General features: G+C 52.4%; 13 protein-coding genes and 1 tRNA gene. 8 read left to right on the forward strand and 6 right to left on the reverse strand.

Annotated elements, in window-relative coordinates:
- Positions 1–66: 66 nt before the first annotated feature.
- The 5 genes from carB to AOP6_RS07825 all read left to right on the forward strand — a co-directional run bounded on the left by carB (position 67) and on the right by AOP6_RS07825 (position 6,889).
- Positions 67–3,324 carry a carbamoyl-phosphate synthase large subunit gene (gene carB, locus AOP6_RS07805; protein ID WP_155876191.1) on the forward strand — a complete coding sequence of 1,086 codons (3,258 nt, stop codon included), beginning with the start codon at positions 67–69 and terminating at the stop codon, positions 3,322–3,324.
- A 97-nt stretch (positions 3,325–3,421) separates the two neighbouring features.
- Positions 3,422–3,898: a transcription elongation factor GreA gene (gene greA / locus AOP6_RS07810; RefSeq protein WP_155876192.1), complete on the forward strand. Its 477-nt coding sequence runs from the start codon at positions 3,422–3,424 to the stop codon at positions 3,896–3,898.
- An 11-nt stretch (positions 3,899–3,909) separates the two neighbouring features.
- Entirely contained in the window at positions 3,910–4,113 is a 204-nt protein-coding gene (locus tag AOP6_RS07815) for a DUF1858 domain-containing protein (RefSeq protein WP_155876193.1), read from the forward strand.
- Positions 4,114–4,126: 13 nt separating this feature from the next.
- Complete coding sequence (recG, locus tag AOP6_RS07820; protein WP_155876194.1) at positions 4,127–6,280, forward strand: ATP-dependent DNA helicase RecG; 2,154 nt, start codon at positions 4,127–4,129, stop codon at positions 6,278–6,280.
- Between the two features lie 27 nt (positions 6,281–6,307).
- The gene (locus AOP6_RS07825; RefSeq protein ID WP_155876195.1) at positions 6,308–6,889 is read left to right on the forward strand and encodes a DUF4126 domain-containing protein; all 582 of its coding nucleotides are present in this window, start codon (positions 6,308–6,310) and stop codon (positions 6,887–6,889) included.
- A 330-nt stretch (positions 6,890–7,219) separates the two neighbouring features.
- Here the strand turns inward: AOP6_RS07825 and AOP6_RS07830 are convergent, their stop codons facing one another.
- The gene (locus AOP6_RS07830) at positions 7,220–7,363 is read right to left on the reverse strand and encodes a hypothetical protein (RefSeq protein WP_155876196.1); all 144 of its coding nucleotides are present in this window, start codon (positions 7,361–7,363) and stop codon (positions 7,220–7,222) included.
- A 385-nt stretch (positions 7,364–7,748) separates the two neighbouring features.
- Between AOP6_RS07830 and AOP6_RS07835 the strand changes: the two genes are divergently transcribed.
- From AOP6_RS07835 to AOP6_RS07845, 3 genes are all read left to right on the forward strand, one after another.
- On the forward strand, positions 7,749–8,444 hold the full coding sequence (locus AOP6_RS07835; RefSeq protein WP_155876197.1) for a hypothetical protein: 696 nt from the start codon (positions 7,749–7,751) through the stop codon (positions 8,442–8,444).
- Between the two features lie 409 nt (positions 8,445–8,853).
- The gene (locus AOP6_RS07840) at positions 8,854–9,111 is read left to right on the forward strand and encodes a hypothetical protein (protein WP_155876198.1); all 258 of its coding nucleotides are present in this window, start codon (positions 8,854–8,856) and stop codon (positions 9,109–9,111) included.
- A gap of 418 nt (positions 9,112–9,529) precedes the next feature.
- The gene (locus AOP6_RS07845; protein WP_155876199.1) at positions 9,530–9,850 is read left to right on the forward strand and encodes an RNA-binding protein; all 321 of its coding nucleotides are present in this window, start codon (positions 9,530–9,532) and stop codon (positions 9,848–9,850) included.
- A gap of 52 nt (positions 9,851–9,902) precedes the next feature.
- Here the strand turns inward: AOP6_RS07845 and AOP6_RS07850 are convergent, their stop codons facing one another.
- The 5 genes from AOP6_RS07850 to AOP6_RS07870 form a co-directional block, all read right to left on the reverse strand.
- Positions 9,903–11,660 carry a DEAD/DEAH box helicase gene (locus tag AOP6_RS07850; protein WP_155876200.1) on the reverse strand — a complete coding sequence of 586 codons (1,758 nt, stop codon included), beginning with the start codon at positions 11,658–11,660 and terminating at the stop codon, positions 9,903–9,905.
- A gap of 159 nt (positions 11,661–11,819) precedes the next feature.
- Positions 11,820–11,896, reverse strand: a tRNA-Pro gene (locus tag AOP6_RS07855).
- Between the two features lie 115 nt (positions 11,897–12,011).
- Entirely contained in the window at positions 12,012–13,313 is a 1,302-nt protein-coding gene (locus tag AOP6_RS07860) for a phenylacetate--CoA ligase (RefSeq protein ID WP_155876201.1), read from the reverse strand.
- 69 nt (positions 13,314–13,382) lie between these two features.
- Positions 13,383–13,814, reverse strand: a complete 432-nt coding sequence (locus tag AOP6_RS07865) for an ACT domain-containing protein (protein ID WP_155876202.1) — start codon at positions 13,812–13,814, stop codon at positions 13,383–13,385.
- 30 nt (positions 13,815–13,844) lie between these two features.
- Complete coding sequence (locus tag AOP6_RS07870) at positions 13,845–15,152, reverse strand: phenylacetate--CoA ligase (RefSeq protein ID WP_155876203.1); 1,308 nt, start codon at positions 15,150–15,152, stop codon at positions 13,845–13,847.
- Positions 15,153–15,167: the final 15 nt, after the last annotated feature.

The raw sequence follows: 15,167 nt of genomic DNA on the forward strand, positions 1-15,167 counted from the left end.
CGATACACCGGTTCACAAATATTACAGACATTACCAAACACCGACTACCCAATAAGGGATTTCAATATGCCCAAGCGTACAGACATCAAAAAAATACTCATCATCGGCGCCGGCCCGATCGTCATTGGGCAGGCCTGCGAGTTTGACTATTCCGGCACTCAGGCTTGTAAAGCGCTCAAGGAGGAGGGATACACTGTCGTTCTCCTCAACTCCAATCCGGCGACCATTATGACCGACCCGGGTTTTGCCGATCGTACCTACGTGGAACCGGTTACACCTGAAGTTCTGGCGCGCATCATCGAAAAGGAGCGCCCCGACGCGTTGCTGCCCACCCTGGGTGGGCAGACGGCTCTCAACACCGCCGTCGCCGTAGCCAAAAACGGCACCCTGGAAAAATACGGGGTGGAATTGATCGGGGCTAAGCTGCCGGCCATCGAAAAAGCCGAAGATCGCACCCTGTTCAAACAGGCTATGGAGAAAATCGGGGTTCCTGTTCCTCGCTCCGGCCTGGCGCACAATTTTCAGGAGGCGATGGAGATTATCGAACAAGTCAAGTTTCCAGCCATTATCCGCCCCTCCTTTACGCTGGGGGGCACTGGTGGCGGCATCGCCTACAATATGGAAGAATATGAATCCATGGCCATGGCCGGCATCGATGCCTCGCCGACCAATGAAGTCCTGGTGGAAGAATCTGTAATTGGATGGAAAGAATATGAACTTGAGGTCATGCGCGACCTCGCTGACAACGTGGTGATCATCTGTTCTATCGAGAATCTTGATCCCATGGGGGTCCACACGGGAGATTCCATCACTGTCGCTCCGGCGCAAACCCTGACCGACAAGGAGTATCAGCTTCTCCGGGATGCATCCATTAAAATTATTCGTGAAATCGGCGTCGAAACGGGAGGGTCCAATATACAGTTTGGTATCAATCCCGCTGACGGCCGCATGGTCGTGATCGAGATGAATCCCCGGGTTTCCCGTTCTTCGGCCCTGGCTTCGAAAGCTACCGGTTTCCCTATCGCCAAAATCGCCGCCAAGCTTTCCGTCGGCTACACCCTTGACGAAATCCCCAATGATATCACCAGGGAGACTCTGGCCTCCTTCGAGCCGACTATCGACTACGTCGTGACCAAGATCCCGCGGTTCACCTTTGAAAAATTTCCGCAGGCGGACGCCACCCTGACGACCCAGATGAAATCCGTCGGCGAAGTCATGGCTATCGGCCGAACCTTCAAGGAAAGCCTGCAAAAAGCCTTAAGGTCATTGGAAATCGACTCCCACGGCTTTGAGAGTCGTCTGTTTGATCTTGCTGCGGATCAGCGGCGGGCCCTGTCTGCCGAGGAGGAAGATATTCTGCGCGGCAAACTCCGGACTCCCGGATGGGATCGCCTCTGGTATGTTGCCGATGCTTTTCGCGCCGGCTTCAGCCTGGAGGAGATTCATCAACTGACCTATATCGACCCCTGGTTTTTGCACAATATTCAGCAGATCCTCGCCATGGAAGATATTCTTCTGAGTCAGCGGAAAAAGGGCATCAGACAGGGGGACGAAGTCAAGGAACTCCTGCGCGCCGCCAAGCAATACGGGTTTTCCGACAAGCGCCTGGCGACCCTCTGGGGGGTTACGGAGAACGACCTCAGGCAGATACGTCTTGGATTGGGCATCCGCCCCGTATATAAGCGTGTCGACACCTGCGGAGCGGAGTTCGAGGCCTATACTCCCTATCTCTATTCTTGTTATGAAACCGAATGCGAAGCCGAACCAACGGACCGTAAAAAAGTGATGATTCTCGGTGGTGGGCCCAACCGGATCGGACAAGGGATCGAATTCGACTATTGCTGCGTTCACGGCGTCTTTGCTCTGGTCAAAGACGGTTATGAAACCATCATGGTAAACTGCAATCCCGAAACGGTGTCTACGGACTATGACACCTCTGACCGCCTATATTTCGAACCGTTGACCCTGGAAGATGTTCTTGAAATCGTTGAGGTGGAAAAACCTGTCGGCGTCATCGTCCAATTCGGCGGGCAGACGCCCCTGAAGCTCGCTGTGGCCCTGGAGAAGGCAGGCGTTCCTATCATCGGCACATCCCCTGACGCCATCGACCGCGCCGAAGACCGTGAACGCTTCCAGGCTCTTCTGCATAAGCTCGATCTTCTGCAGCCGGAAAACGGTATTGCCCGCTCCGTAGAAGAGTCAGAAAAAATAGCCGACCGTATAGGTTATCCGGTAGTCGTGCGTCCTTCTTATGTTCTTGGCGGCCGGGCCATGGAAATTGTCTACAGCGCCGAACAGCTCCGAAATTACATGAAATATGCCGTCGAGGCCTCACCGGAACATCCCATCCTTATCGATAAATTTCTGGAAGAGGCCATCGAGGTCGATGTCGATGCTCTTTCGGACGGCAGAGACGTTATTATCGGTGGCATCATGCAGCACATTGAGGAAGCCGGGATCCACTCAGGAGATTCGGCCTGCGCGCTACCACCGTTTTCCCTGGCCCCTGAAGTTTTGGATGAAATCAGGAGGCAGACCGTTGAACTTGCCCTTGAATTGAATGTGGTAGGATTGATGAACATTCAGTACGCCGTCAAGGGGCAAACGATATATCTGCTCGAAGTCAATCCCCGCGCCAGTCGGACCGTTCCCTTCGTCTCCAAAGCGACCGGACGCCCTCTGGCCCAGATCGCCGCCCGGATCATGGCCGGGAAAAGTCTGCGGGAACTTGACATCTCCGGTGAGATTGTTCCTCAGCATACGGCCGTTAAAGAGTCCGTCTTTCCCTTTGTTAAATTTCCTGGCGTTGATACTCTTTTAGGCCCTGAAATGAAATCGACCGGGGAGGTCATGGGCCTGGACATGGACTTCGGCAAAGCCTTCGCCAAAGCACAGTTGGCGGCTGGCGTGAAGCTTCCGCTGACAGGAAAAGTTTTCATCAGCGTCAAAGATGCCGACAAAAAGGCCATTTTGGAGCCTGCCCGCAAGCTGGCTACGGCAGGATTTGAATTGGTGGCAACGGCGGGGACAGCCAGTTTTCTGAAGGAAAAGGGCATCCCTGTTCAGAGGATCAACAAGGTTAAGGAAGGGAGACCTCATTGCGTTGACGCGATCAAGAGTCATGAAATCGCGATGGTTTTCAATACGACTTTTGGTGCTCAATCCGTTGCCGACTCCTATTCGATAAGGCGATCGTCCCTTATGTACAACGTGGCTTATTACACGACCGTTGCCGGCATGATCGCCGCCGTGGATGGTATTTTGGCCATGAAGAGAGAAACTCTTGACGTAAAACCTCTTCAAGAGTATCATTTTGGCCAGTGACAGCCTGAAGACAGGCCTGGCAAAACAACAAAACATCTTTTTCGGGCGGGGTAACCCGCCCGATGATTTTTTAAGGAGCGAAAAGGATCAAGGATTCATGAATGACTCAGTACCCATGACTCGTGAAGGCTATCAGCGCCTCCAGGAAGAACTCAAAAATCTTATTCGTGTCGAGCGTCCTAAAGTCGTCCAGGATATTGCCGAAGCGCGTGGCCACGGAGACCTTTCGGAAAACGCCGAATACGACGCGGCCAAGAACCGCCAAGGATTCATTGAAGGGCGCATCAAGGAGCTCAACGACAAAATTGCCAGGGCCCAGGTTATCAACCCGGCGGAACTCGACAGCGACAAGGTGGTCTTTGGAGCCAAAGTAACCCTCTTCGACGTTGATTCCGGGATTGAAACTACCTACCAGCTTGTCGGTGAAGATGAAGCCGATATCAAGTTCGGTAAAATATCCATCACTTCGCCCGTCGGTAAGGCCCTGATAGGTCATCAACTCGATGATGAGGTGCGCATTAAAGTTCCCTCAGGTCTTAAGGTCTACGAAATCATCGATATCAAATACGAATAGTGGAGGAAAATATGAGTGCCAAAGTAAACAAAGACATGACTTTTCATCAAGTTCTGCAGATGAGCCCCGAAGTGGCCAATGTGCTTCGCAAATACAATCTTGGGTGCGTCGGCTGCATGGGCGCCATGAATGAGACCCTTGAGCAGGGCTGCATTGCCCATGGACTGGACGTCAACGACATCCTCAGAGACCTGAACGCCCTTTTCGCTGAATAGGGGGGGAGGGGAGATGCCCCCGCTCCTTTCATACCAAAGTAGTCGCCACATTCTCTCGACCCCCCTGGAGCAGATCCGGGGGGTTGGGCCACGCCTGTTGGAAAAGCTGCGCCAAATGGGAATTTCCTCTCTTGAGGACGCCCTCTATACCCTCCCATATCGCTACGAAGACCGCCGGGAAATCCGCAAAATCGCTTGTCTGCGTGCCGGCAGAAGTGAAGTCTTCTATGGTGAAATCCTAGCCGCCAGTGAAACCCAGACCCCTCGAACCCGCAAGAAAATCTTCGAAGTCATCGTCTCTGATGGTAGTGGACAAATATCCCTGAAATGGTTCCGCTATCAGCGCAACTGGATCAAAAATCGCTTTTCTATTGGGAAAAAAGGGCTTTTCAATGGCGACATCAAGAGGTTTGGATCACGGCCTGAGGTTCATCACCCCGACGTGGAATTTTTGCCGGAAGGGGTCTCCCTGCAGTCTCATATGGCCTCGAATCCTCTCACCTTCGGCCGCATACTACCTGTTTATCCTTTGACAGAGGGCCTGTCGCAAAAAGTAGCAAGGAAAATATGGCATGATATTACAGAGACTTATGCCTCCTGTCTCATGTCGCCAATACCCGTTGACATACTCGAAAAATATAACTTGATGCCTCTGCCCGCCGCCATCCAGCAGGCCCACTGGCCCACTGAAAAGGCTTCCTTGGAAGAACTGGAAGAGGGGAGGGACCAGGCCCGCCGCTCCATCGTGTTTGACGAGTTTTTCTTTTTAGAACTAGGGCTTGCCTTAAGACGCCGCGGCATGATTCTCGAAGAGGGAATCCCCTTTCAGGTGAACCATCTATATACCAAACCTCTGTCAGGGATGCTGCCTTTCAAACTGACAGCGGCCCAAAAAAGGGTTCTTGGAGAGATCAAGAGGGACGTGATGAGCCCGCACCCGATGAACCGTCTTGTGCAGGGCGATGTCGGCAGCGGGAAAACCATTGTCGCACTCATGGCGGCCTTGCTGGCCATTGAAAACAATACCCAGGTCGCTGTCGTTGCTCCTACCGAGATATTGGCTGAACAACACTTTTTTAACTTTCGACCCTGGCTTGAATCTCTCAATCTGCAGGTGCGCCTCCTGTCAGGATCGTCTTCTCCGACTGATCGTAGGATTCTCCTTGACGACCTTCGTTCAGGCAGGATTCATCTTTTAGTAGGAACACACGCCGTTTTGCAAGAAAATGTCGAATTCAAACGACTTGGACTTGGTATCATCGACGAACAACATCGATTCGGTGTCAAGCAGAGGGCCGTTTTGCGAAAAAAGGGTGAAAATCCGCACATTTTGGTCATGACGGCGACTCCCATCCCGCGAACACTTTCTCTGACGCTCTATGGCGATCTGGCCTTATCCGTTATCGATGAAATGCCTCCTGGCCGGACACCTGTCACCACCCGGTTAATTCCGGAAAATCATCCAAAAGCAGCCTATGACATCATCTCTCGTGAACTGGAAGCGGGGCGCCAGGCCTATATTGTCTATCCGTTGGTGGAAGAGTCCGAAAAAAGCGATCTGAAAGCCGCCACCGAAGCTGCCGAACATCTGGCTACGGAAATTTTTCCTCAACATCGGATTGGTCTGCTTCATGGGCGCCTGAAGTCCGACGAAAAAGAAGCCGTGATGACTGCTTTCAAGAATCAGCAGATCGATATTCTGGTTTCCACCACGGTCATTGAAGTGGGTATCGATGTGCCCAACGCCACCGTGATGCTCATTGAACATGCGGAAAGATTCGGGCTGGCTCAATTGCACCAACTGCGGGGACGGGTAGGGCGTGGCGCTCATCGAGGGTATTGTCTTTTAGTGCACTCACCCCGTTGTACTGAAGACGCCAGGCAGCGACTTGAAGTCATGGTTAAAACCACCGATGGTTTTCAAATTGCCGAGGCCGATCTACAAATCAGGGGGCCGGGCGAACTTATGGGAACACGCCAGGCTGGGTTGCCAGACTTCAGGGTGGCCAATCTGTTACGTGACGGTTATCTTCTTGAACAAGCCAGGGATGAGGCTTTTCATTTGGCTGAAAAGAAAGACTTTTTAAGTAATCCCGATTATCAGGAGCTTCGACAGGCACTCATGGATCGATGGGGAGATAGGCTCGAGTTGGCGACAGTGGCATGACAATATATAATTATCAGGGAGAAACGGATGGTACCCCAGCAGGTTGAGTTAATAACCGCGGTTCTCATAGGAATAGGCCTGAGCGCTGCCAGCGGATTCAGGGTTTTTGTGCCCCTGCTGGGAGTCAGCATTGCGGCCCATTTCGGCCAGCTGTCTTTATCGCCAAATTTCTCCTGGCTCGGCAGCGAGCCGGCGCTGGTTGCGCTGGCATTTGCCACCATCCTCGAAATAGCAGCCTATACGGTGCCCTTTATCGATAACCTGGTCGACTCGTTGACGACGCCAGGGGCCGTTATCGCCGGAACCCTGCTGATGGCGTCCTTGCTAGGTGACGTATCACCATTTCTTCAATGGGCGCTCGCGATTATTGCCGGAGGAGGTACAGCAGGCTTGGTGCAGATCAGCAGCGTTATTGTTCGCGGCGGGTCAAGTCTTGTCACCGGTGGACTGGGCAATCTTATTGTAGGCGGCCTGGAATTGATTGGCTCAATTCTGCTAACCATTTTGGCTTTACTGGCCCCGATTTTTACAGTTGTTGGCCTGGTGATCTGCTTACTCCTGGTTTTTCGTTTTATTTACGGAAAACGGTTGGCTCGGCCCCAACAATAAGGGGCAGGTTATTTTTACCCACTTTCTTGCTCTATGTCCAAGTTTACATAATATATCTTATCCGACGTTACCATTAATCCGCTTGGCGAGGGGCGCTCATGCTGACCCCTGGCCAAAGGAAAACGGAACAATGTCGGCAGCGATCTGAACGGCTTCAGTTTTACGTTGACTGCCTGACCAATGCCGAGCGTTCCATCCTGGCCGCGCGTTACCTTCGGAAAACCCCCGCAAAGTATCAACGCTTCCTTCTTAAAAATCTGACCATTGCACAACTCGCTTTCTGTGAAGTCTTCTCCTGGGAGAATCACGGATGGTGAAGCCTGGGCGATCTCATACCCCGTCACCCTCGTTGGCCCCCTCCTGCGCTGAGGCAGCCGAAAGCCACGGCGGTGTGTCATCCGCCGGGCGCAAGGCTGCCTCCAGGGCCGCTGCCGACATCGGCGGCGGAGTGAAGCCGTTAGGCGAAACGGCCATGCTGGGAACTTCTCCCCTTTCCCTCCGTTCCAATTCTTCGTCATGTCCAGGTTGTTTCTTTCGTTCCACTTGGACGGATAGTGGCTATCAGTCCTTTTGTTCTCGGCCTTGGCCATCTTTGGGCCATTTTCCTAAGTTTCACAACATTTACGGCCAAGGGGCATCGGGGGCAAGTGGCCGCCCGAGTGCCGCCCGTTCAGAAGATGCGGGAGGGCTTGTTTCTAGTTGCATATCTCAACAACCCCCTTCGGCTCACCTCCAGATCTTCCCACAATCCCTTCGGGTCAAACGTCCAGGAACAGGAAATCCGAACCAGACCCCGCCAGAGAAAACGGCGATTAATTCCTTCTCCGATCACTCCCGGCGCCGGCTGCGCTTCCGGGCCTTGAACGCCTTCCCGGCCCTGGTGTCTCAATTCGGCCTGACCTATCACAACGAATGGCCTACAGACGGCAGAGTCAGCAAGGCACATCTCAACGCCTGGTTAACGGCTTTACGTAGGCTTCTACCTGGTGTGGGCTATCTCTGGATTCTGGAGTTTCAAAAACGCAAATCCCCTCATTATCACGTTTTTCTGACCACCCTACCCGACCCCGAAACCTGGGCGAGACTGGCCCAGGCATGGTGCAGGATCACCGATGGCACTGACGATCAGTTGTGGTGGCATGGGCCAGAGCGTGGGGAAAACTGGATAGCCTGGGATATGGGAAGCGGCTCCTATCTCTGTAAATACCTCGACAAGGAAGCGCAAAAGGACATTCCCGAGGGATATAACCGCTTTGGGCGCTTCTGTGGCAATTCTCGTGGACTGGAAGCCTCTCCCGTTAACATCCCCCTGGACGATCTCGATCAGGCCCAGGTCGACCAGGAGACCGGGGAGATTTACGGCGGCCAAACTCGGGTTATTCGCTGGCTTGGTCGATTGGCAGAGAAACAGACCAGGGGCTATTCCCGATTCAGAACCAGGGCGCAACGTGGTTCATATACCATCTTACAAGGCGCAAGAGCTTATAAGCAGATTGAAGCCTACTTCTGCAAACTCCCAAAACCGCCAGCAGATGCCACCGAATCCCCATTTTAGCACCTCACCCTTCCCCACCAGGTTTTCGCAGCGACCACAGGAGCGCTTGCACACCGGAGAAAAGAGGCACGCCCTGCGAGGCTGTCCGCCCGGTGCCATGAAACTGAAGAAAAAAGGGACTATAAGGCACACGCTCCGCTTTTGCGAGCGGTGCCGTTGTCCCTGTGCCTCGGCCGCTTGTCGGCAGAGAGGCGAGCGTTAGCGAGACGTGCAAAAAAAACCCAAGAAAATCGTGTAACCTATTGATTTATCGTGTATCACATTTGTATCACACCATGTAATACCAATGGGCTTTCAAATTGGCTATATTTGTTTCGCCTCGGTTGATCGCAAGACGGGCGTGATTTTTCCTTGATTTTTTGTTTCGCGAAAATGTAATGTTTTGTATCACAATTTTAAGGGGCAAATTATGGCAACAGACGCTCAGATTGCAATACGGCTACCCTCTGAAATCCTGGAACGTGCGCAGCTATTAGCTGACAAGTCCGGAATTTCTAGACACAAACTGCTCTCTAACCTGGTTATCGAAGGAATTGAGACTCTTGAAGAGTTGGATAGGCTTGGAATTTTCCGCGCGGCTCTCATTTCCAGGAGCTTCACGGAAACCTTAAAGCGGGCATCTATCCCTACCGGGCCGGATGCTCTCGGAGATAAAACAGGCAAGTAAAACTCAGGTAAAGCTACATATACGGAAGCCGCCCGATTTTGCAGAATCAGACGGCCCCAGAAATAGGAAACCGGGAGTTGCAGCTCCCGGCTCCGTTTACCAAATCCGCCCGTAACCTCTCACAGAAACAGGGGATTTCTTTGTGATTTTATGTAATACACCTGCCGGTGTCAACCTTTCTCCGCTCTCCTCCCCTGCTGTCACAGGCTTACCTTTTGAGCTTCATCTACCGTTCTATATCTTATCCGACGTTTGGTGTAGACACCAGAATGCCTATCTGTTATTTTTGGTCTTATCTCAAGAGACTGTGCCCTCTTAAGATATTCTCCTTTTGCTTGCGGGATTATGTTACGTTGCACGATCGGAGATGAAGCTTGGCAGCAAGATTCAGAAAAGATTTTACACGCAGGAGCGATCTATGATTTTTGATTTCTATGTTTCTAACATGCCTTTTGAAACCACCGAAGAGGAATTGCAAAAACTTTTTGAAGTTGTAGGGAAAGTCAAGTCTGTTCATCTGGTCAGCGACCGCCAGACAGGTCTCTTCAAGGGGAGCGGTTTTGTCAAGATGGTTGATGTTAAAGTACGGGAGGTGGTCGAAACTCTTGATGGTGCTCTCCTCGGCAATCGGAAGATTTCTGTTTCGGAGGCGCTGCCACAGAAGCCCGGCGGCTCAAATACTGGCGGCGGACGCGAGCGCCCTGGCCGAGGCAATCGCCCGGACAGGCGCAGGAAATAGGCAAAAGGCAATAAAAAAGGCGACTCATGGTCGCCTTTTTTATTGCCTTTTGCTAATCGTCTTTTGGACCCCGGCGACCGGCAGGTGTTTTTTTCCCGGTCGGTTTAGGTGGACGTGTCCCCTTCCCCTTAATCGGAGGTTTTTTTCGGCGGCCTTCCCCTGTGCCCGTTTCGGGCTTACCCGTATCGACACGAAGCTGCAACTGCTGTCCACAAACCCAGACATTCTGCAACAGACGCATGGTTTCTTTTGGGAGAACGGCAGGCAACTCAACCAGGCTGAAGGTATCGAACAATTTGATCTGACCGATATCGCTAGCGCTGAGTTGTGCCTCGTTGCTGATAGCGCCGACAATATGGCGCGGCTCCACACCGTGTATGCGTCCGACTTCAATCCGATAACGCGACATGGCAGCTGTCGTTGTTTTGACCTTTCGGCTGCCGCTGGCAGGTGCCGCGGAAGGAGTGTCCATGACATCCTCTGTGCCCCCACCTTCGATCTGCAGCGGCTTGTCCTTCTGAACCAGGTAGGCCAGGGTCGAGGCGATCCGTCTCAATCCAACATCATATTCATCCTGATAGGTATCGATCAATTCTTCAAAGAATTCAAGGTCCTGAGACTCCATCGCCTCGGCGATCATCTCTTTGAAAAGACCAATACGTCTGTCTGTAATATCCTTACGGGTTGGCAGGGACATGGGAGTGATCGGCTGGCGTGTGGCCTGTTCAATCGCATTGAGCATGCGGCGCTCGCGGGGGGCCACAAATAAAATGGCTTTGCCCTCCCTCCCTGCCCTACCCGTGCGGCCAATGCGATGGATATACGCTTCGGTATCATAAGGGATATCGTAGTTGACCACATGACTGATGCGCTTTACATCCAGCCCGCGGGCTGCCACATCAGTCGCCACGACGATGTCGAGAGAACCGTTCTTGAGACGCTCTATGGTCTTCTCACGCATGGCCTGTGTCATGTCGCCATTGAGAGGGGCACTTGAGAATCCGCGTGCTTCGAGCTTCTCAGACAATTCAACTGTGGCAATTTTAGTGCGAACGAAGATGATCATCGCTTCGATCTCTTCCGCTTCAAGAATACGGGTGAGAGCGTCCAGTTTGTGCAAGCCCTTGACCTGCCAGAAGCGCTGGCTGATGGTATCTACCGTCGAGGTCTTGCTTTTAATGCGGATCTCGACGGGACTCTTCAGGTGCCGGCGGGCCACTTGAATTACTTCTTTCGGGATGGTGGCGGAAAAGAGAACGGTCTGCCGCTCTGCCGGGGTGTGTTCGAGTATCTGCTCAACTTCCTCGATAAAACCCATCTTAAGCATTTCATCCGCTTCGTCGATAACCACGGCCAGCAGGCGATCAAGCTTGAGGGTGCCGCGTCGCAGGTGATCCTGTATGCGTCCTGGCGTACCCACCACCGCGTGGACCCCTCGTTGCAACTGCCGAAGTTGCTGGCTCATATTCTGGCCGCCATACACCGGCAAAACCTGGAATCCAGGCAGATGACGGGCATAGGTCTGCATCGCCTCAGCCACCTGCAGTGCGAGTTCTCGTGTCGGCGTCAGGACCAGAATCTGGGGAACCTTTTTCGACAAATCAATACGGCTCAAGAGGGGAAGAGAAAAAGCTGCGGTTTTGCCTGTGCCCGTCTGCGCCTGACCGAGCAGGTCCCTGCCCTCCAGCAAGGGAGGAATGCTCTGAGCCTGAATAGGTGACGGAGTCTCATATCCGACCTCGTCAATAACTTTAAAGACTGCGGGGTGAAGGCCAAGCTGGGTAAAACTGACAACGTCATTTTCAATCATAGGAATCCTGTGAAACGGGTATGTAGGAACGAATTTGAGGAAATTGATGGTGGGCGTCCGGGTAAAATGTGCCAGAAAATCCTCTGGAAATTATATATCCGAAACCCAGCCACATGTTACGAAAAAAGGGAGTGACTGAGTCACTCCCTTTTTTCTCGTTGGTCGGGGCGAGAGGATTTGAACCTCCGACCCCGTGCACCCCATGCACGTGCGCTACCAGGCTGCGCTACGCCCCGTCAATCAACGAGACCGGATTATGGTTTATTTGCTATTGAATGTCAAGGGAAAATTCACAAAAAAAAAGACAGCTAGCAACCCTAAACGAGCTATTATTTCAAGTAGTTACAGGGGTCAGATTTTACGACGATCAATGACGCGGCTGGCTTTTCCCTCATATCTCTGAATAGAAGATGGCTCGACTAGCTTCACCTTGGCGCCAACACCCAGAGCAGAAGCAAGACGTTTCTCCACCATTTCGACAAAAGCCCGCTGTCTTTTCATTTCATCGAAAAAGATCCCTTCATTAACCTCTACATGCACCTCCAGGGTATCCATGGTCCCTGCTCTGTCGACCACCAATTGATAATGCGGCTCACAACCTTCGACCTGAAAAAGGATTTCTTCAATCTGGGTCGGAAAAACATTAACTCCCTTGATAATGAGCATGTCATCGGAGCGACCGGCCGTTTTTTGCATTCGGGCCAGGGTTCGGCCACAAGCACAGGGTTCGTAGGTCAGACGGGTAATGTCGCGGGTACGATAGCGGATCATCGGAAAAGCTTCTTTGGTGATACTGGTCAGCACCAGTTCACCCACCTCCCCCTCCGGAAGGACTGCGCCAGTTTCAGGGTTGATGATTTCAGCGATAAAATGGTCCTCAAACAGATGCATGCCACACTGGTGTTCGCATTCGCCGGCAATGCCCGGTCCCATAACCTCGGAAAGCCCGTAGTTATCTGTCGCGAGGATTCCCAGCCGCTTCTCGATCTCCTTGCGCATTTCCTCGCTCCAGGGTTCTCCCCCGAAGAGACCAACCTTGAGTGCCATGGAATCCGGCGAAATGCCCTGTTTCTCCATGCGATCAGCCAAAGTCAGCGCATAAGATGGTGTACAAACCAAGGCCGTAGAGCGGTAGTCCTGCATAATCATGAGCTGTTTATCGGTATTGCCGCTGGAGATGGGAATCACGGAGGCACCAATACGTTCTGCCCCATAATGAAGACCGAAGGCGCCCGTGAACAGACCATAGCCGAAGGCGATCTGTACAATATCGTCCGCACTCACACCAGCGGCCGTCATGAATCGGGCCACCAGCTCCGTCCAGGTATTGAGATCGTTGCGGGTATAGCCAACAACGGTGGGTTTCCCGGTTGTTCCCGACGAGGAATGGATGCGAACGACCTCTCGCATGGGAACGGCAAACATGCCGTAGGGATAGTTTAGGCGCAGGTCTTCCTTCGTGGTAAAAGGGAGCTTGGACAGATCGGACAAGCTGGAAATGTTACCAGGTGTGAGCTTTAACTCACTGAACTTGTTCTGGTAACAGGGAACGTGTTCGAATACGCGGTGAACAGTACTTTTCAGTCCTTCCAGTTGAAGCTCTTTCAGGGTGCTTCTATCAAGACATTCTTTTTTAGGATTCCAAATGGGCATCAGAAGCTCCAAACCCTGAAGTTATTTCTAACTTCAGGGTTTAATTGTTCGATATTGCAGGGGATTGTGCTACATAGAATAAATGCGGTCACCCTGCAGAACATTCACGTTATGCTGAGTCAACACCTTTATGGCTTCTTCAGGATTGTCGAAGCGGAAGATAATGACTGCGTTGCCGCCGCAGCGTTCAACAAAGGCATACATGTATTCAACATTGACGGAAGCACGGTCAAGAACCTGCAAGATGCCAAAAAGGCCTTTGGGGCGATCGGGGACTTCAACAGCGACAACCTCGGTTTTGTTGACAGTAAAACCACGCTCTTTAAGGGTAGACTTGGCTAAATCCGTTTTGTCGACGATCAGTCGCAGGATGCCAAAATCCGAGGTGTCAGCCAGCGAAAGGGCCCGAATATTGACGCCGGCATCCCCCAAGGCTTCGGTGACTTCAGCCAAACGACCGGACTTGTTTTCTATGAAAATGGAAATCTGCTCTACTTTCATCGATCTTCCTCCCCGTGCTAGGTGAAGCGGTCACTGACTCTCTTTACGACGATCGACTACGCGTTTGGCCTTCCCCTCGCTGCGAGCAATTGTTTTGGGCTCGACCAGGCGGACTTTGCAGGTAATCCCAAGCAAATCCTTGATTTCATGACGAATGCGGCTCGAAAGGTCCTGAAGAACTTTGATCTCGTCGGAGAAGGTTTGTTCATTGACCTCAACCTGGATCTCCAGGGTATCGAGGTTTTCTTCCCGCTCCACAATAAGTTGATAGTGGGGCTCAACCCCTTCAATGCTGACAAGGACGCTTTCGATCTGCGAGGGGAAGACATTGACGCCACGAATAATCAGCATGTCATCGGTACGTCCACTCATGCGGGCAATACGTCTGTGAGTGCGACCGCAAATACAGGGCTCGGCAATCAGCCTGGTGATGTCACGGGTGCGATAGCGGATCATCGGTATCCCCTCCTTGGTGATCGTCGTAATGACCAACTCGCCAAGTTCCCCGTCGGGAAGCACCTCACCGGTGTCGGGATTGATGATTTCTGGAATGAAGTGATCTTCCCAGATATGCAGACCGTGCTGTGCCTCATGACACTCGATGGCAACTCCCGGACCCAGTATTTCAGACAGCCCGTAGATGTCGATCGCCTTGATGTTGAGCTTGGCTTCAATCTCTCTACGCATCTCCTCCGTCCAGGGTTCGGCCCCGAAGATCCCGACCCTGAGCTTGAGATCCTGGATATTGACACCTTCCTCGGCCGCCGCTTCAGCCAGATAGAGACTGTAGGATGGTGTGCAGGTCAGTACCGTTGAACCGAAATCCTGCATGATCATGATCTGTTTGCGGGTATTGCCTCCGGACATGGGAATAACCGAGGCTCCCAGTTTTTCTGCACCGTAGTGCGCCCCTAAGCCACCGGTAAAAAGTCCATATCCGTAAGCGTTATGGATGACATCTCCGCGATGAGCGCCGGCGGCCACAAAGGAGCGAGCCATCAATTCGGCCCACATCTTGATGTCTCGCCGAGTATAGCCCACCACTGTGGGTTTGCCTGTCGTGCCTGAAGAGGCATGAATCCGAACGATCTGGTCCAGAGGGACAGCAAAAAGACCGTAGGGGTAGTTGTCCCTCATATCGCTTTTCAGGGTAAAAGGCAATCGCCGTAAATCGTCCAGCGACTTGATGCTTTCAGGGGTTACGTTGGCCTCTTTAAAGCTGTTGCGATAGAAGGGAACTGTGGCATAAACCCGTTCAATCGTCTGTTTGAGACGCTTGAGCTGAAGCGATTCGATCGCTTCTTTCGGAAGAGTTTCAAATTCATCATTCCATATCATCGGTTTCTGCCTTTC

The organism is Desulfuromonas sp. AOP6 (assembly GCF_009731355.2).
Lineage (GTDB): Bacteria > Desulfobacterota > Desulfuromonadia > Desulfuromonadales > SZUA-540 > SZUA-540.